The sequence below is a fragment of the Burkholderia sp. Nafp2/4-1b genome (assembly GCF_003635165.1).
Classification (GTDB): domain Bacteria; phylum Pseudomonadota; class Gammaproteobacteria; order Burkholderiales; family Burkholderiaceae; genus Burkholderia.
On sequence record NZ_ML058618.1, the window covers coordinates 79,406 to 95,581 of the forward strand.

General features: G+C 69.0%; 15 protein-coding genes and 1 tRNA gene. 14 read left to right on the forward strand and 2 right to left on the reverse strand.

Going from position 1 to position 16,176, the window contains the following annotated elements; genetic code table 11:
* Nucleotides 1-16: 16 nt before the first annotated feature.
* The 11 genes from C7H84_RS26585 to C7H84_RS26635 all read left to right on the forward strand — a co-directional run bounded on the left by C7H84_RS26585 (nucleotide 17) and on the right by C7H84_RS26635 (nucleotide 9,459).
* Nucleotides 17-724 carry a nicotinate-nucleotide adenylyltransferase gene (locus C7H84_RS26585; protein WP_205611462.1) on the forward strand — a complete coding sequence of 236 codons (708 nt, stop codon included), beginning with the start codon at nucleotides 17-19 and terminating at the stop codon, nucleotides 722-724.
* Between the two features lie 4 nt (nucleotides 725-728).
* The gene (gene rsfS / locus C7H84_RS26590; RefSeq protein WP_121861567.1) at nucleotides 729-1,178 is read left to right on the forward strand and encodes a ribosome silencing factor; all 450 of its coding nucleotides are present in this window, start codon (nucleotides 729-731) and stop codon (nucleotides 1,176-1,178) included.
* 20 nt (nucleotides 1,179-1,198) lie between these two features.
* Complete coding sequence (gene rlmH / locus C7H84_RS26595) at nucleotides 1,199-1,669, forward strand: 23S rRNA (pseudouridine(1915)-N(3))-methyltransferase RlmH (RefSeq protein WP_034208007.1); 471 nt, start codon at nucleotides 1,199-1,201, stop codon at nucleotides 1,667-1,669.
* 52 nt (nucleotides 1,670-1,721) lie between these two features.
* Nucleotides 1,722-2,354, forward strand: coding sequence for a Maf family protein (locus C7H84_RS26600; protein WP_121861568.1), 633 nt, complete (start codon nucleotides 1,722-1,724; stop codon nucleotides 2,352-2,354).
* A gap of 8 nt (nucleotides 2,355-2,362) precedes the next feature.
* Nucleotides 2,363-3,832 carry a ribonuclease G gene (gene rng / locus C7H84_RS26605; protein WP_121861569.1) on the forward strand — a complete coding sequence of 490 codons (1,470 nt, stop codon included), beginning with the start codon at nucleotides 2,363-2,365 and terminating at the stop codon, nucleotides 3,830-3,832.
* A gap of 130 nt (nucleotides 3,833-3,962) precedes the next feature.
* A tRNA-Met gene (locus C7H84_RS26610) sits at nucleotides 3,963-4,039 on the forward strand.
* Between the two features lie 315 nt (nucleotides 4,040-4,354).
* Nucleotides 4,355-4,690: a 50S ribosome-binding protein YggL gene (locus tag C7H84_RS26615; protein WP_121861570.1), complete on the forward strand. Its 336-nt coding sequence runs from the start codon at nucleotides 4,355-4,357 to the stop codon at nucleotides 4,688-4,690.
* Nucleotides 4,691-5,162: 472 nt separating this feature from the next.
* Complete coding sequence (locus C7H84_RS26620) at nucleotides 5,163-6,305, forward strand: collagen-like triple helix repeat-containing protein (RefSeq protein WP_121861571.1); 1,143 nt, start codon at nucleotides 5,163-5,165, stop codon at nucleotides 6,303-6,305.
* A 303-nt stretch (nucleotides 6,306-6,608) separates the two neighbouring features.
* Nucleotides 6,609-7,580, forward strand: coding sequence for a PRC-barrel domain-containing protein (locus C7H84_RS26625; RefSeq protein WP_121861572.1), 972 nt, complete (start codon nucleotides 6,609-6,611; stop codon nucleotides 7,578-7,580).
* Entirely contained in the window at nucleotides 7,577-8,845 is a 1,269-nt protein-coding gene (locus C7H84_RS26630; RefSeq protein ID WP_121861573.1) for an MFS transporter, read from the forward strand. The genes C7H84_RS26625 and C7H84_RS26630 overlap by 4 nt, the downstream gene beginning before the upstream one ends.
* 35 nt (nucleotides 8,846-8,880) lie before the next feature.
* The gene (locus C7H84_RS26635; RefSeq protein ID WP_121861574.1) at nucleotides 8,881-9,459 is read left to right on the forward strand and encodes an FUSC family protein; all 579 of its coding nucleotides are present in this window, start codon (nucleotides 8,881-8,883) and stop codon (nucleotides 9,457-9,459) included.
* A gap of 114 nt (nucleotides 9,460-9,573) precedes the next feature.
* Here the strand turns inward: C7H84_RS26635 and msbA are convergent, their stop codons facing one another.
* Nucleotides 9,574-11,325 (reverse strand): lipid A export permease/ATP-binding protein MsbA, encoded by a 1,752-nt coding sequence (gene msbA, locus C7H84_RS26640; RefSeq protein ID WP_240462102.1) that lies wholly within the window; start codon nucleotides 11,323-11,325, stop codon nucleotides 9,574-9,576.
* A gap of 224 nt (nucleotides 11,326-11,549) precedes the next feature.
* Here msbA and C7H84_RS26645 point away from each other — a divergent pair, with 224 nt between their 5' ends.
* The 3 genes from C7H84_RS26645 (at nucleotide 11,550) to C7H84_RS26655 (ending at nucleotide 14,707) form a co-directional block, all read left to right on the forward strand.
* Entirely contained in the window at nucleotides 11,550-12,302 is a 753-nt protein-coding gene (locus tag C7H84_RS26645; protein ID WP_121861576.1) for a glycosyltransferase family 2 protein, read from the forward strand.
* A gap of 145 nt (nucleotides 12,303-12,447) precedes the next feature.
* Nucleotides 12,448-13,290, forward strand: a complete 843-nt coding sequence (locus C7H84_RS26650; RefSeq protein ID WP_121861577.1) for a glycosyltransferase — start codon at nucleotides 12,448-12,450, stop codon at nucleotides 13,288-13,290.
* Nucleotides 13,291-13,426: 136 nt separating this feature from the next.
* Nucleotides 13,427-14,707 (forward strand): O-antigen ligase family protein, encoded by a 1,281-nt coding sequence (locus C7H84_RS26655; protein WP_121861578.1) that lies wholly within the window; start codon nucleotides 13,427-13,429, stop codon nucleotides 14,705-14,707.
* 175 nt (nucleotides 14,708-14,882) lie between these two features.
* Here the strand turns inward: C7H84_RS26655 and C7H84_RS26660 are convergent, their stop codons facing one another.
* Nucleotides 14,883-16,061: a glycosyltransferase family 9 protein gene (locus C7H84_RS26660; RefSeq protein ID WP_121861579.1), complete on the reverse strand. Its 1,179-nt coding sequence runs from the start codon at nucleotides 16,059-16,061 to the stop codon at nucleotides 14,883-14,885.
* Nucleotides 16,062-16,176 lie beyond the last annotated feature (115 nt).

Here is a 16,176-nt window from a genome sequence, read left to right on the forward strand (position 1 = left end):
GAACAGGAACGTTTTTCTGGACACCACCGCCCGCCCCGCCCCGCAGCCGCTGTCACGTCGTATCGGCTTGCTGGGCGGCACGTTCGACCCGATCCACGACGGCCACCTCGCGCTCGCGCGCCGGTTCGCCGACGTGCTCGGCCTGACCGAGCTCGCGCTGCTGCCGGCCGGCCAGCCGTACCAGAAGCGCGACGTGTCGGCCGCCGAGCATCGGCTCGCGATGACGCGCGCCGCTGCCGGTGCGCTGTCGCTGCCCGGCGTGACGGTCACCGTCGCGACCGACGAGATCGAGCACACCGGGCCGACCTATACGGTCGACACGCTCGCGCGCTGGCGCGAGCGGATCGGCCCCGATGCGTCGCTATCGCTGCTGATCGGCGCCGACCAGCTGGTGCGGCTCGATACGTGGCGCGACTGGCGCAAGCTGTTCGACTACGCGCACGTGTGCGCGTCGACGCGCCCGGGCTTCGACCTCGGCGCGGCGCCGCCGGAAGTCGCGCAGGAGATCGCGCGGCGCCGGGCTAGTGCCGACCTGCTGAAAGCCACGCCGGCCGGTCACCTGCTGATCGACACGACGCTGGCGTTCGATATCGCCGCAACCGACATCCGTGCGCACCTGCGCGAATGCATCGCGCGTCATGCGCAAATGCCCGATGCGTCGGCCGAGCATGTGCCGGCCGCCGTCTGGGCCTATATTCTTCAACATCGTCTCTACCATTCCTGATTCCATGGATATTCGCAAACTGCAGCGCGTGATCGTCGACGCTCTCGAAGACATCAAGGCGCAAGACATCAAGGTGTTCAACACCAGCCACCTGACCGAACTGTTCGACCGCGTGATCGTCGCGTCGGGCACGTCGAACCGCCAGACCAAGGCGCTCGCGTCGAGCGTGCGCGACAAGGTCAAGGAAGCCGGCGGCGACATCGTCAGCTCCGAAGGCGAAGACACCGGCGAATGGGTGCTGGTCGACTGCGGCGACGCGGTCGTGCACATCCTGCAACCGGCGCTGCGCCAGTACTACAACCTCGAGGAAATCTGGGGCGACAAGCCCGTGCGGATGAAGCTCGGCGGCGGCAAGGGCCCGAACGGCTTCGCGACCGCCAGCGAAGACGAGGATGAAGGCGACGACGAAGCGCCCGCACGTCCGGCGCGCAAGACGGCAGCGCGCCGCCGCTGAGTCGCGAGCGAGTCGTCCCGATGAAGCTTTTCATCCTCGCGGTCGGCCACAAGATGCCCGGCTGGATCGCGTCCGGCTTCGACGAATATACGAAGCGGATGCCGCCCGAGCTGCGCATCGAGCTGCGCGAGATCAAGCCCGAACTGCGTTCGGGCGGCCGCAGCGCGGAAAGCGTGATGGCGGCCGAGCGGCAGAAGATCGAGGCCGCGCTGCCGAAGGGCGCGCGCATCGTCGCGCTCGACGAGCGCGGCCGCGACTGGACCACGATGCAGCTCGCGCAGGCACTGCCCGGCTGGCAGCAGGACGGTCGTGACGTCGCGTTCGTGATCGGTGGCGCCGACGGGCTCGATCCGGACCTCAAGGCGCGCGCCGACGTGCTGCTGCGCATCTCGAGCATGACGCTGCCGCACGGGATGGTGCGCGTGTTGCTTGCCGAACAGCTTTACCGCGCGTGGAGCATCACGCAGAATCACCCCTATCATCGCGCATGACGTGTCGTCCTCGGGACGCGCGCCGCGCGCGCTCAACGAGATAACGACACCCATGCCGTCCAGCCCGCCCTCCGCCCTTTTCCCAATCCTTTATCTCGCTTCGCAAAGCCCGCGCCGCCAGGAGCTGCTGCAGCAGATCGGCGTGCGCTTCGAATTGCTGCTGCCGCGCCCGGACGAGGACGCCGAGGCGCTCGAGGCCGAGTTGCCCGGCGAAGCCGCCGATGCGTACGTGCGGCGTGTGACCGTCGCGAAAGCCGAGGCCGCGCGTGCACGCCTCGTCGCGAGCGGCAAGCCGGCCGCGCCGGTGCTCGTTGCGGACACCACGGTGACGATCGACGGCGCGATCCTCGGCAAGCCGGCCGATGCCGACGATGCGCTCGCGATGCTGACCCGCCTCGCGGGCCGCGAACACGAAGTCCTGACTGCCGTCGCCGTGATCGGCGCCGACGGCGAACTGCTGCCGCCCGCGCTGTCGCGCTCGTCGGTACGCTTTTCAAACGCACCGCGCGACGCGTTCGCGCGCTACGTCGACACCCGCGAACCGTTCGGCAAGGCCGGCGCGTACGCGATCCAGGGGCGCGCGGCCGAATTCATCGAGCGAATCGACGGTTCCCATTCGGGTATCATGGGTCTGCCCCTTTTTGAGACTGCCGCGCTGCTGCGCACCGCGCGCGTCGCCTTCTGAATCGCACCATGAACGAAGAAATCCTGATCAACCTCACGCCGCAGGAAACGCGCGTCGCCCTCGTCCAGCAAGGCGCGGTGCAGGAGCTTCACGTCGAGCGCACGCTGTCGCGCGGGCGGGTCGGCAACATCTATCTCGGCAAGGTCGTGCGCGTGCTGCCCGGCATGCAGTCGGCGTTCATCGACATCGGGCTCGAGCGCGCGGCATTCCTGCACGTTGCCGACATCTGGCATCCGCGCCTCGCGGGCGAGCCGCAGTCGGGCACACCGCACCAGCCGATCGAGAAGATCGTGTTCGAAGGCCAGACGCTGATGGTCCAGGTGATCAAGGATCCGATCGGCACGAAAGGCGCGCGACTGTCGACGCAGGTCAGCATCGCGGGCCGCACGCTCGTCTACCTGCCGCAGGAGCCGCACATCGGCATCTCGCAGAAGATCGAGAGCGAGGCCGAGCGCGAGGCCGTGCGCGCGCGGCTGACCGCCGTGATCCCGCCGGACGAGAAAGGCGGCTACATCGTGCGCACCATCGCCGAGGATGCCACCTCGGAGGAACTGGCCGGCGACGTCACCTACCTGCGCAAGACGTGGGCGACGATCGTCGCGCAAGCGCAGCGGCTGCCGGCGACGAGCCTGCTGTATCAGGATCTCGACCTCGCGCAGCGCGTGCTGCGCGATTTCGCGAACGACGACACGACGCGCATCCAGGTCGACTCGCGCGAGACGTACCAGCGCCTTTCGGAATTCGCGGGCGAGTTCACGCCGGCGGTGAGCCCGAAGCTGCACCACTACACCGGCGAGCGGCCGCTGTTCGACCTGTACAACATCGAAACGGAGATCCAGCGCGCGCTGTCGCGGCGCGTCGACCTGAAGTCGGGCGGCTACCTGATGATCGACCAGACCGAGGCGATGACGACGATCGACGTGAACACCGGCGGCTACGTCGGCGCGCGCAACTTCGACGACACGATCTTCAAGACCAACCTCGAGGCCGCGCACACGATCGCGCGGCAGCTGCGGCTGCGCAACCTCGGCGGCATCATCATCATCGACTTCATCGACATGGAGAACGCCGAGCATCGCGACGCGGTGCTGTCGGAGTTGAAGAAGGCACTGTCGCGCGACCGCACGCGCGTGACAGTCAACGGTTTCTCGCAGCTCGGGCTCGTCGAGATGACGCGCAAGCGCACGCGCGAATCGCTCGCGCACGTGCTGTGCGAGCCGTGCCCGACCTGCCAGGGCAAGGGCCAGGTGAAGACGTCGCGCACCGTGTGCTACGACATCCTGCGCGAGATCCTGCGCGAGTCGCGCCAGTTCAACCCGCGCGAGTTCCGCGTGATCGCCGCGCAGCAGGTGATCGACCTGTTCCTCGACGAGGAATCGCAGCACCTCGCGATGCTGATCGACTTCATCGGCAAGCCGGTGTCGCTACAGGTCGAATCGAACCTGAGCCAGGAGCAGTACGACATCGTGCTGATGTAGGGTAATGCGTGCCGATCTCCGAATGGGGAGATCGCCGCAAACCCTTGCCGCGCGGGCGCCGGGAAAAATATTCGTTGCGCGCGCCATTCATCGTTTGACGCACCGCAGCAGTCCACACTATAATTCGCGCCGCGGGGTGGAGCAGTCTGGCAGCTCGTCGGGCTCATAACCCGAAGGTCATAGGTTCAAATCCTATCCCCGCAACCAAACACCGAAGCCCGCTCTGCCACAAGCAAGCGGGCTTTTTGCATTTCGCGGATTCGTTCGGCAAAGCCGAAGCGGCTCGCCATCCCTGTATCATTCGGGCATGCGTGCAATCAGCCGCCGGGCCACGCACACCGCGAAAGCCCGGCCGATCGATCGTTTGACTCAGGTTTCATGGTCAACCGCGCGACAACCGATATCGCGACGGCGCAACGTTCGACTCTTTCGCTGCGTGCCCCGGTTGCGCGGCACGCCGACATCGAGCCCGCACCAGCCGCCGCGCTATCCTTTCCCACCCGTCATTACTCGTCACACACCATGAGCAAACGCCACAACCGCCGCCAGCGCAAGAAACTCCACATCGCCGAGTTCACGGAACTCGCGTTCAACGCGACCGCGCAATACCGCAACGAGCTGTCCGATCTCGAGCGCGGCCAGCTGATCGATTCGTTCATCGATTTCGTCGAAGCGAACGGCCTGCTGACCGTCGCATCCGCCGACGAAGGGATCGGCGCCTACCTGATCTCCGGCGCGCCGCGCGGCACGACGACCGACGCCGACCGCGAGAACGTGCGCGCGTGGCTCGCCGCACGTCCGGAGCTGACGGACGTCCAGGTCAGCGAATTCAGCGACGCGTGGTATCCGGAAGCCTGACGCTCCGACCGCTTCGCGAGTCGCGCGGCGCCCGCGCGCTGCCTGCCGGGATCGGCGGGCGCGGCGGGCGCCACCTCCCTGCCTCCGCATCTCCCCTCCCGCACGTCCCTTCCCCTCTCTCGCTCAGCTCCCCCATCACACGATTTACGTCGCGTCGACCGTGATTACCCCGACTCCGGTAGTGAATCGGACGCTTACTTCAATTTAACGATCATTAAAAGACGTCTCGCGTCGGCGGACCTACTCTGATCGCACGAATCCGGTGATTCCCGGCACGATCGGCAAGCAAGACGAAAGAATGCAAATGCGTCCTGCAAGCGCTCCGGATTCCGACTCAGGCAAACAAGCGACACGGCGACAGGTCAATCAGGGGGACAACAACGATGCGCCCGCCGCTTCACTTTCGCCACGACGCCCGACCGGCGCACGCGAAGGCCGCCTGATCCATTTCCATAATCGAGACGAGGACGACATGAACACGACCAACACGCATCAAGCAGGACTCCGAATGATCATGATCGCGGCCGGCGCCGCGGCGCTGATGTCGCTGTCCGCGTGCGGCGGCTCCGGCTCGCTGAGCCAGGGCACCGGCGGCTCCGGATCGGGGTCCGGCGACACCACGGCATCGACCGGCGGCACCGGCAGCGGCACGAGCGGCACGTCGACCAACGGCGTCGGACAGACGACCGCGGCGTCGAGCAACATCGTGACCGCCGCCGGCGGCGCCGTATCGGGCGTCGGCACGACGATCGCGGCGCAAACGCTGCCAGGCACGAATCCAGCGACGACGCAGGGACTCGGCACGGTCGTGCAGGACGTCGGCGCGGCGGTCACGACACTCGGCACCGGCCTCGGCTCGGGTCTCGGCCAGCTCGGCGCGTCGTCGAATCCGGTCGGCACGACGGTCGCGAGCACGGGGGGCGTGGTCACGAATCTCGGGCAGGCTGTCGCCGCCACAGGCGGTGTCGTGTCGAGCCTCGGCGCCAGCGGTTCGGCGCTGGCGCCGCTCGCGCCCGTCACGTCGCCCGTCGGCGGTGCGGTGACGACGCTCGGCAACACCATTGCCGGCAGCGGCGCGACGCTCGGCACGCAGCTGTCGAGCGGTCCGGTCGCGCAAGTGACGGGCACGGTCAGCTCGGCGATCACGCCGATCACGACGACGGTCGGTTCGCTCACGCAGACGGCCGCGGCGAGCACGCCGCTCGGTGCACCGCTGACCAACCTCGTGACGACCGTCGGCAACGGCGTCGCGAGCGCCGGCACGACGCTCGCGAAGACCGGCAACAATCCGGTGACGACCGGCGTCGGCAACGTCGTGACCGCGACCGGCAATACGGTCGCCACCGCGGGCACCGCGCTGTTCGGCGGCGGCGCGGCCGCGACCAATCCGCTCGCGCCGGTGACGGGGCTGCTGTCGACCGGCGCACTCGGCAGCGTGACCGGCGGCAGCAATCCGGCAGGCGCGCTCACGTCGGCGGTCGGCAGCGTGACGGCCGCGGCCGGCAGCTCGCCGGTCGGTGGCCTGACGGGCGGCACCGGCACCGGCGCGCTGTCGAAGACGGGCGGCAGCCTGCTCGCGCCGGTGACGACGACGCTCGGCGCGCTGGTCAAGTAACGTCACGCCGGCAGTCTGGGCGGCGCCCGCACCGTCATCGACGGTCGGGCGCCGTGTGCGTTGCGGCACCGGACACCGCCCCGCCCTCCGGCGATCGATCCCGTCCCTTTCCTGTCCTTTGCCGCCCTTTTCCGTCCCCTTTCGTACCCTTGTCCCGCCGTCTCGCGCCCAATCCTCCGCAGAAATCGGTCCTGAAAGGAAGACACGTTAAACTCTCACCTCGCGTGGTGCGCCGCCCGCACCCGCCATCCATCGCCAGCCGCGAGCCCGCGTGCCCGCCCCCGACCCATGGAGTGAGTGTCAATGAGCGGCGGACTTCCGTTTCCCGCATCCCGCATGTCGTTCCCGTCCTCGACGGTCTTCGTGATTCTCGCGGCCGCCGCGCTGCTGTCCGGCTGCGGGCTGCTGCTGCCGACGCAGAGCCCGCCCGCGCCGATCAGCGAGGCGCTCGTCGAACCCGTCGGGGAAACCGCCGGTGAGCCGCTGACGATGCCGCCCGTGCCGCCGCTCGTGCAGCCCGAGGAACCGGAAGCGCCGAAAAAGCCGCACCGCGAGGTAGCGCGGCCGAAACCCGTGCAGCGCCCCGAATCGCCGACCCCGCCGCCTCCGCCGCCGCCCCCGCTGGTCGCGACGCGCCCGATCGAGCGCAGCCAGATCCATGCGCTGCTCGACAGCGAAGTCGCGCGCCGCAACGGCAAGGTGATCGGCCGCGCGGTCGACATGGTGGTCGACGCGGGCGGCAAGCCGCGCGAGATGATCGTCAACCTGCAGGGATTCATGGGCGTCGGCGACCGCAAGGTCATCTTCCCGTGGAACGTGTTCCGCTTCACGCCGGGCGGCAAACAGGAGCCGATCGTGCTCGACGTGCCGTCGGGCGACCTGCCGCCGGCCGCGCGGCCCAAGGCGGTGCCGCTGTCGGGTTCGGCCGCGGCGTCGCCCGCGACGCGCCTGCCGATGCTCGACAGCGACGTCGAGCGCCCGAACGGCACGAAGATCGGCCGCGTCGTCGACGTGCTGATCGACCGCGGCGCGCAGCCGCAGGCTGTCGTGCTCGACCTCGGCGGCCTCGTCAATACCGACCGCCGTTCGATCGCCGCGAGCTGGGGCGCGCTGCGCTTCGTCACGCGCGACAAGGCGCTGCACCCGCAGCTCGACCTGAACGATGCGCAGATCAAGGCGTCGCCGCCCTATGCGGCCGACAAGCCGATCGTCGTGGTTTCCCCGCCGCTGCCTGCCGCCGCCGCGCCGGCTTCGTCTGCGAGTGCTACCCGATGACGATCAAGCATTCCGTCAGCGTGCGCAGTCTGCGGGCCCTCGACTGGCTCAACTTCTTCGTTGCAAACGTTCAAACCGGGTTCGGTCCGTTCATCGCGTCCTACCTTGCGTCGCACAAGTGGACGCAGGGCGAGATCGGCATGGCGCTGTCGATCGGCACGATCAGCGCGATGGTCAGCCAGGTGCCGGGCGGCGCGGCCGTCGACGCGCTGAAGAACAAGAAAGGCGCGGCCGCATGGGCGATCGCGGCGATCATCCTGTCCGCGGTGCTGCTCGCGTCGAGCCCGACGATCGTGCCGGTGATCGCGGCCGAAGTGTTCCACGGCTTCGCGAGCTGCATGCTCGTGCCGGCCATGGCCGCGATCTCGTTCTCGCTGGTCGGCCGCGCCGACCTTGGCGACCGGCTCGGCCGCAACGCGCGCTGGGCGTCGATCGGCAGCGCGGTCGCGGCGGGCCTGATGGGGCTCACCGGCGAGTATTTCTCCGCGCGCGCGGTGTTCTGGCTGACTGCCGTGCTGGCATTGCCCGCGCTGTTCGCGCTCGCGATGATCCAGCCGACGCACGAAGTGATCCCGCAGTCGTCGAAGCCCGACGATCGCGACCATCAAGACGAAGGCGAGGAACGCGAGACGCTGCTCGAGCTGCTGCGCGATCGCCGGATGCTGACCTTCGCGGCCTGTGTCGTGCTGTTCCACCTGTCGAACGCGGCGATGCTCAACCTGGCAGCCGGCGAAGTGACGGCCGGGATGGGCGAGAACGTGCAGCTCGTGATCGCCGCGTGCATCATCGTGCCGCAGGCGATCGTCGCGATGCTGTCGCCGTGGGTCGGCCGCTCCGCGCAACGCTGGGGGCGCCGCCCGATCCTGCTGCTCGGCTTCTCCGCGCTGCCGGTGCGCGCGCTGCTGTTCGCCGGCGTGAGCAGCCCGTACCTGCTCGTGCCGGTGCAGATGCTCGACGGCATCAGCGCGGCGGTGTTCGGCGTGATGCTGCCGCTGATCGCGGCCGACGTCGCGGCCGGCAAGGGCCGCTACAACCTGTGCATCGGGCTGTTCGGTCTGTCGGCCGGGATCGGCGCGACGCTCAGCACGGCCGTGGCCGGCTACGTCGCCGATCACTTCGGCAACGCGATCAGCTTCTTCGGGCTTGCCGGCGCGGGCGCGCTCGCGGTGCTGCTGGTCTGGCTCGCGATGCCCGAAACGCGCGTCGAAAACGGCGATGCGACCGCGGACGAGCCGGCTGCCGCGTCGTCCAAGCACGCGCACTGACGCGCTCGCCCGCAGCTGCTTCCCGGCCCGACACGATGGATACGATCAGGACACTCAACGAAGCCCGCCAGCAGATCCAGCAGTCGATCTTCGACCTGTTCAAGGGGCTGACCTTCGGCGAACGGCTCACGCAAGGCGCGCTGATGGCGCTGCAGGCCGTCTGCGGCGCGTGCCTCGCGTACGCGATCGGTCGCGCGCTGCACACCGAGCAAGCGGTGTGGGCGGCGATCACCGCGATCGCCGTCACGCAGCACAACTACTCGGACACGATGTCGCTGTCGCGCGACCAGTTCATCGGCGCGATGATCGGCGGGCTGCTCGGCTTCGCGGGGGCGGCGCTCGGCGGCGACCGCCTCGTCGCCTATGCGATCGCGGTCGCGGTCACGATCGTCGCGTGCTGGTGCCTGAATGTCGGCAGCGCGGCACGCCTGGGCGGCGTGACCGCGACGATCGTGCTGCTGTTTCCGGGCAACGGCCCGCTATGGGACATTCCGCTGATGCGGCTCGGGGAAGTGGCGCTCGGCACCGTATGCGCGCTGAGCGTGTGCTGGGCGATGTCGCGGATCGAGCGACACTGGTTTCGCCGAGCGGCGGACCAGGCCAGGAACGAGTGACGCGACTGCCGGGCTCATGCCCGGCAGCCGGATGAAACGATGAGCGGGGGAACGTTACGGACCGGCTACGGACCGGTTACGGGCCCGAGACCAGCACACGCGCATCACGCGACGTCACGCCGCCTGCTGCTGGTACTGGATCCGGTGGAGGTGCGCGTACAGCCCGCCGTGGCGCAGCAGTTCGTCGTGGCTGCCCGATTCGACGATCTTGCCGGCCTCGAGCACGAGGATGCGGTCCGCACGCTCGATCGTCGACAGCCGGTGCGCGATCACGAGCGTCGTGCGCCCTTCCATCAGCCGCTCGAGCGCGGCCTGCACGTGCCGTTCGGATTCGGAATCGAGCGCGGAGGTCGCCTCGTCGAGGATCAGGATCGGCGCGTCCTTGTAGATCGCCCGCGCGATCGCGAGCCGCTGCCGCTGGCCGCCCGACAGACGCATCCCGTTGCCGCCGACCAGGGTGTCGAGCCCGTCGGGCATCGCGGCAACCGCGTCGGCGAGGTTCGCGGCCTCGAGCGCCGCCTGCACGCGGGCACGGTCGGGCGTCTGGCCATACGCGACGTTCGCGGCGATCGTGTCGTTGAACAGCACGACGTCCTGGCTGACCATCGCCATCTGGCCGCGCAGCGCGTGGAGGTCGTAGTCGGCCACCGACACGCCGTCGACCAGGATCGCGCCGCCCGTCGGGTCGAAGAAGCGCGGCAGCAGGTTCACGAGCGTCGTCTTGCCGCTGCCCGACGGCCCCGCGAGCGCGATCATCTCGCCCGGCGCGACCTTGAACGAAATGCGGTCGAGCGTCGGCCGCTCGGACGCGCCGTAGTCGAACGACACGTCGCGGAATTCAATCTCGCCGCGCGCGTTCGCCAGCGCACGGCCGCCGCCCTGCGGCTCGGCCGGCTCGTCGATCAGCCCGAAGATCAGCTCGGCGGCCGTCATCCCGCGCTGCAGCGGCTGGTTGACGTCGATCAGGTGCTTGAGCGGCGAAATCACCAGCAGCATCGACGTGACGAACGCGACGAAGCCGCCGACCGTCGTCTGGTCGTTGGTCGACTGCACGACCGCGATCGTGATCACGACCGCGAGCGCGATCGACGCGAGGAACTGCGTCAGCGGCTGCGCGAGGCCGCCCGAGATCGTCATGCGCATCGCGTAGCCGCGCAGGCGCTTGCTCATCGTCGTGAAGCGGTCCGTCTCGTACGCTTCGCCGTTGTGGACCTTGACGACCTTGTAGCCGCCGACCGTCTCCTCGACGATGTACGACAGCTCGTTGGTCAGCGTCTGGTGCTCGCGGTTCAGGCGGCGCAGGCGGCGATTGATCTTGCTGACGAGCCAGCCGATGCCCGGCAGGATCACCGCGACGATCAGCGTGAGCCGCCAGTTCAGGTAGAACAGGTAGCCGAGCAGGAAGATCACCGTCAGCGAGTCGCGCACGAGCGTGACCATCACGCCGGTCAGCACCGACAGGATCTGGTTGACTTCGAACACGATCGCGTTGATCACGGTGCTCGCGGTCTCGCGCTGGAAGAACGACGCGCCGGTGTGGATCATCCGCTGGAACATCTCGAGCCGCAGCTGCAGCAGGATGCGGTTCGACACGTAATTGAGCAGGTAGTTGGACGCGTACTGCGATACGCCGCGCACGAGCGCGAGGCCGATCACCGCGATCGGCACGAACCATTTCGCGCGGTCGCTGCCGTGCGAGCCGAAGCCGTGGTCGAGCAGCGGCTTGAGCAGCGCCGGGATCCCGGCTTCCGTGGCCGCGACGACGCCCATCGTCATCACGGCGAGCACCACGATGCCGATGAGCGGCCGGATGTACGGCCACAGGCGCTTGAGGACCGTGACGGGCGACGTGCCGGTGCCGTCCATCGGTTTGCGAAGAGTGTTCTGGGTTTCCAAGGCAATCCTTCTTGAGCCGCGACGCGGCGCCCGGGGCATGGCTGCCCGGGATTCGCCCCCGTCCGGCGGGTGCCGAAAAAGGCCCAACATTATAGCTGGACCGCCTCCGCGGGCACGGCCATCGCCGAAGCGGCCGCCCGCCGGCGCGCGGGTATACTGCCGCTCACCGTTTTCTCGGCCTTTTCAACGATTTCATGGCAGAACCCACCCTCGGCGTCGCCCTCATCGCCCTCAACGCGGCCGCGCGGCTCGCGCAGTGTCTCGACGCGCTGACCTTCGCCGACGACGTCGTCGTGATCGACGGCGGCAGCACCGACGATACCGTCGCGATCGCCCGTGCGCACGGCGCCCGCGTGATCGTCGAGCGCGACTGGCCGGGCTTCGGCCCGCAGAAGAACCGTGCGCTCGACGCGCTCGACACCGACTGGATCCTGTCGCTCGATACCGACGAGGTCGTGAGCCCGGAGCTCGCGCAGTCGATTCGCGCCGCGATCCGCGCGCCGGCCGCGCAGGTCTACGCACTCGACCGGCTGTCGAGCTTCTGCGGCCAGTGGATCCGCCACAGCGGCTGGTATCCGGACTGGGTGCCGCGCCTCTTTCGCCGCGGCACCGCGCGCTTTTCCGACGACCTGGTGCACGAACGGCTCGTGTTCGACACGCCCGCGCAGCGGCTGACGGGCAAGCTGATGCATTACTCGTACGAGGATTTCGAAACCGTCGTGCGCAAGCTCGACGCGTATTCGACGGCCGGCGCGCGCCAGCGCCGCGCGGCCGGCCAGCGCGGCGGCTTCGGCAAGGCGCTCGCGCGCGGCGCGTGGGCGTTCGTGCGCACCTATGTGCTGCGGCGCGGCTTTCTCGACGGCCGCGCGGGCTTCATGATCGCGGTGTTCAACGCGGAAACCGTCTACTACCGGTTCCTGAAGCTCGGCCACGAACCAGCCCGCTGAACGCGCACCGCCCTCCCCGCACCTCGACGCCGCCGGCATGCGGCCGGCCCGGCGTTACAATGCCGGGCTGCCCGCGCGCCATGCGTGCCCGCCCACGGCGCCGCGCCACGCGCCGCCGACACGACGACCACCGAATCCGACCGCCATGTTCTCCATCATCATCCCGACCTGGAACAACCTGCCGTACCTCAAGCTCGTCGTCGCCAGCCTGCGCCAGCATTCCGTGTACGAGCACCAGATCATCGTGCACGTGAACGACGGCTCGGACGGCACGCTCGACTGGGTGCGCAACGAAGGCATCGAGCACACCGCGTCGCCGGCCAACATCGGCATCTGCCACGCGGTGAACCTGGCCGCCGCGCGCGCGACGCGCGACTACGTCGTCTACATGAACGACGACATGTACTGCTGCCCCGGCTGGGACGCGGCACTGGTGCGGCGCATCGAGCAGATGCCGACCGACCTGTTCATGCTGTCCGGCACGATGGTCGAGCCGGTCGACACGCGCAACCCGTGCGTCGTCGTCAGCAATTTCGGCCGCGACGCCGAGCAGTTCGACGCGGCCGGCCTCGTCGCGGCCACGCCGAAGCTCGTGCGCGCGGACTGGCTCGGCTCGACCTGGCCGCCCACGCTCGTGCACCGCGATTGGTGGAACCGCATCGGCGGCTACAGCAGCGAGCTGTCGCCGGGGATGAGCAGCGACAACGACTTCTCGATGAAATTCTGGGACGCCGGCTGCCGGATCTTCGTCGGCGTCGGCGACAGCCTCGTCTATCACTTCCAGCAGAAGAGCACCGGCAAGATCGTCAAGAACGACGGCCGCCGCCAGTTCCTCAACAAATGGGGCATGACGCAGGCCACGTTCGACCGCTACTACCTGCATCGCGGCGAGCCGGCCGGCTCCCGTATCGCGCTCGACACGCCGGCCGTCGAAGGCCGCCTCAAGCGCGCGCTGCTGCGCTCGCGGATCAAGCGCGCGTTCAGCTGATCGCACCCCGGAAACGACACAGAAACGCGCACGGCTTCGCGTATACTGCGCGCTTCGTCCCGGGCATTGCCGCCGCGGGGCGCGCGGCGCGCAGCACGGTGCCCGCATGCCGCATTCGTCCATTCGACAGGTTCCGATGCTTTCGTTTTCCGCTCCCGCCACGCGGCGCCTGACCGCCGCCCGCGCCTTCGCCGTCATCGCGCTCTGCATGGTGCCCGTCTCGACCGCGCTGACCAACGTGTTCTGCGGGCTGTTCGCGGCCGCGCTCGTCATCTCCCCCGAATTCTGGCGCGACCTGCGCACGTTCGTCACCGAACCGGCGTCGCTGGCCGCGCTGCTGATCTTCGCGGCGCTGACCGCGAGCGTCGCCTATACGGTCGCGCCGCATCCGAAGGCGTGGAACTGGGTCGCCAAGTACGACAAGCTGCTGCTGCTGCCGTTTGCCGCGCTCGCGTTCCGCCACTCGAACTGGGCGCCGATCGTGCGGCGCGCGTGGTTCGGCACGCTGTGCGTGATCCTGCTGCTGTCGACGACCAACTATCTCGGACTGACCGCGATCGGGCCGGCCCATTCGAGCGAGCTGCCGCTGTCGCGCGCGTGGGTATTCAAGAACCACATCGCGGCCGGCATGTTCGGCGCGCTGCTGTTCTACCAGGCGGCCGACCTCGCGCTGTCGGCCCGCACCGCGCTATCGCGCGCCGCGTATGCCGGCGTCGCCGCATGGGCGCTGCTCAACGTGTTCGTGATGCTGCAGGGACGAACCGGGCAGGTCATCGCGCTGCTGCTGATTCTCGTCGTCGCGGTGCGCTTCGTGCTGCTGCTGCGCCGTCAGTCGGCGCTGCGCGCGGGGCTCGCCGCCGGGGCGCTGGTCCTGGCCGGCGTCGCGCTCGTCGCTGCCGCGTGCACCGTGCACAACGGCCGGCTCGTGAAGGTCGTGTCGGAAGTGCAGCAGTACCGGCAGAGCGATGCGGTCACGTCGACCGGTCTGCGTCTGGAGTGGTACAAGAAGGGGCTCGAGCTGTATCGCCAGCGCCCGGTGATCGGCTATGGCGCCGGCGGTCTCGAATCCGAGTTCGAGAAGCTCACGGCCGGCAAGACGGCCGCGGAAGGCCAGCTCACGTCGAATCCGCATAACGAATACCTGCTGATGGCCGTGCAGCTCGGCACGGTCGGCGTCCTGCTGTTCCTGAACCTGATCGTGCAGATCGCGCGCGGCAGCCGCGCGCTCGATCCGCGTTCGCAGCAATTGCTGCTCGGGTGGCTCGCGATCTTCGCGATCGGCAGCCTCGCGAATTCGCTGCTGCTCGACTTCGCCGAAGGGCATCTGATCGTGCTGCTCGCCGGCATCCTGCTCGGCTGCGGCACGCGCGGCGAAGCGCTGCCGCGCGAGACGTCGGCGATCCGGCGCAGCGCGTAACGGAACACACCGGGAACACACCGGGAACACCCGAAACACCCGCCGGGCCGGCGGGCGGTGCGCGGTACGCCGCGGCCGCCTGTCGCCGGGTCGGCTCAACGGCGCACACGCGCCTTCGACGCGTCGCGTCGCCACTCCCCGCTGTTCAGATCGGCAAAGGCCCGGTTTTCGTGCGTCAGTCCGAGCGTGCGCGATGCAGCCGCGACGTGTCGATAACCGCGTCGACGGCACCGGGCGGATTGAGCCCGAGCATCTCGGCCGCCGCCGCCTTCACGCGCTGCGTGCCGAGATTGACGAGGCAGTCGCTACGGCTGTCCACATGGCGCTCGCAGCCCTCGTGCCGGCACGGCACGCAGTCGCCCTCACCCTGCAGCAGCCACACGTTGCCGTGCCGCGCGGAGCCGCGCAGCGCCCACGGGTTCTCGGTCGGCGGCCAGTGTTGCGGCCACGGCCCCCAGCGCACCGGGTCGGACGGGCCGAACAGCGCGATCGTGTCGGTGCCCGTCGCGGCCGCGACGTGCGTCGCGCCCGTATCTGGCCCGATGAACAGCCGCGCGCGCCGCACCAGTTCCGCGCTTTCGCCGAACGTCAGACGGCCGACCAGGTTCAGCACGTCGCCGCCCGCCTCGGCCGCGACCTGCTCCGCATACTCGCGCTCGCGATCGGCCGGGCCGCCCGACAGCGCGATCGCGAACCCCTGCGCGCGCAGCCATTCGATCATCTCGACCCAGCCTTCGAGGCGCCATTGCTTGTAGCGGAACATCGGGTACGGATGCAGTACGACGAGCGGCTTGCCGGCGCGAATCGCCGGCGACTCCGCGAGCCACGCGTCGAAGCGCGCGCGCCGCGCGGGATCGTCGCCGATGCCCGGCGCGACGACTTCGGAGACCGGCTCGATACCGATCACAGGTGCGAGCGCGAGCGTGCTGACGACCGTATGCGCGGACTCGTGGTGATTGATCGCGATCCCGTTCAGCATCATCCGCGTGAGCCACGTGACGCGGTTTGGATCGACGAGGCCGACGCGCTTGCGGCCGGCGAACCAGCTATAGAAGCGCGGACGGTCGGAGCTCAGCGCCGCGCACGCGAGATCGTAGCGGCGCCACATCGACAGCGCGTCACGCAGCCGTTCGCGGAAACCCGCGCGCTGGGCGACCACGATCACGTGCCGCACGTCGGGGTTGTGTTCGAGCACGCCCTCGGTGCCGCGAAACACCAGCATGTCGATCTGCGCGTCGGGCCAGCGCGCCTTCAGCGAACGCACGAGCGGCGTCGTCAGCAACACGTCGCCGATACGGCGCGGCGCGGCGACGAGGATGGTTCTGGGCGGGCGGGCGGAAGAAAACAGGGCCACGACGATCGTTCCGACTAGCTGGCTGGACAAGGCTCGCAATGTACAGGATTTTGCGGCGGGTGGCGTGGCGCGAGTGGCGGCGAGTGGCGTGGGGTGGCGGGGGGCGGGGGGGGGG

Bases quoted from the DNA above. Each gene is read 5' to 3' on its own strand.
- rsfS (WP_121861567.1), top strand. From the start codon at position 729: ATGGATATTCGCAAACTGCAGCGCGTGATCGTCGACGCTCTCGAAGAC.
- rlmH (WP_034208007.1), top strand. From the start codon at position 1,199: ATGAAGCTTTTCATCCTCGCGGTCGGCCACAAGATGCCCGGCTGGATC.
- C7H84_RS26600 (WP_121861568.1), top strand. From the start codon at position 1,722: ATGCCGTCCAGCCCGCCCTCCGCCCTTTTCCCAATCCTTTATCTCGCT.
- rng (WP_121861569.1), top strand. From the start codon at position 2,363: ATGAACGAAGAAATCCTGATCAACCTCACGCCGCAGGAAACGCGCGTC.
- C7H84_RS26615 (WP_121861570.1), top strand. From the start codon at position 4,355: ATGAGCAAACGCCACAACCGCCGCCAGCGCAAGAAACTCCACATCGCC.
- C7H84_RS26620 (WP_121861571.1), top strand. From the start codon at position 5,163: ATGAACACGACCAACACGCATCAAGCAGGACTCCGAATGATCATGATC.
- C7H84_RS26625 (WP_121861572.1), top strand. From the start codon at position 6,609: ATGAGCGGCGGACTTCCGTTTCCCGCATCCCGCATGTCGTTCCCGTCC.
- C7H84_RS26630 (WP_121861573.1), top strand. From the start codon at position 7,577: ATGACGATCAAGCATTCCGTCAGCGTGCGCAGTCTGCGGGCCCTCGAC.
- C7H84_RS26635 (WP_121861574.1), top strand. From the start codon at position 8,881: ATGGATACGATCAGGACACTCAACGAAGCCCGCCAGCAGATCCAGCAG.
- msbA (WP_240462102.1), bottom strand. From the start codon at position 11,325: ATGGACGGCACCGGCACGTCGCCCGTCACGGTCCTCAAGCGCCTGTGG.
- C7H84_RS26645 (WP_121861576.1), top strand. From the start codon at position 11,550: ATGGCAGAACCCACCCTCGGCGTCGCCCTCATCGCCCTCAACGCGGCC.
- C7H84_RS26650 (WP_121861577.1), top strand. From the start codon at position 12,448: ATGTTCTCCATCATCATCCCGACCTGGAACAACCTGCCGTACCTCAAG.
- C7H84_RS26655 (WP_121861578.1), top strand. From the start codon at position 13,427: ATGCTTTCGTTTTCCGCTCCCGCCACGCGGCGCCTGACCGCCGCCCGC.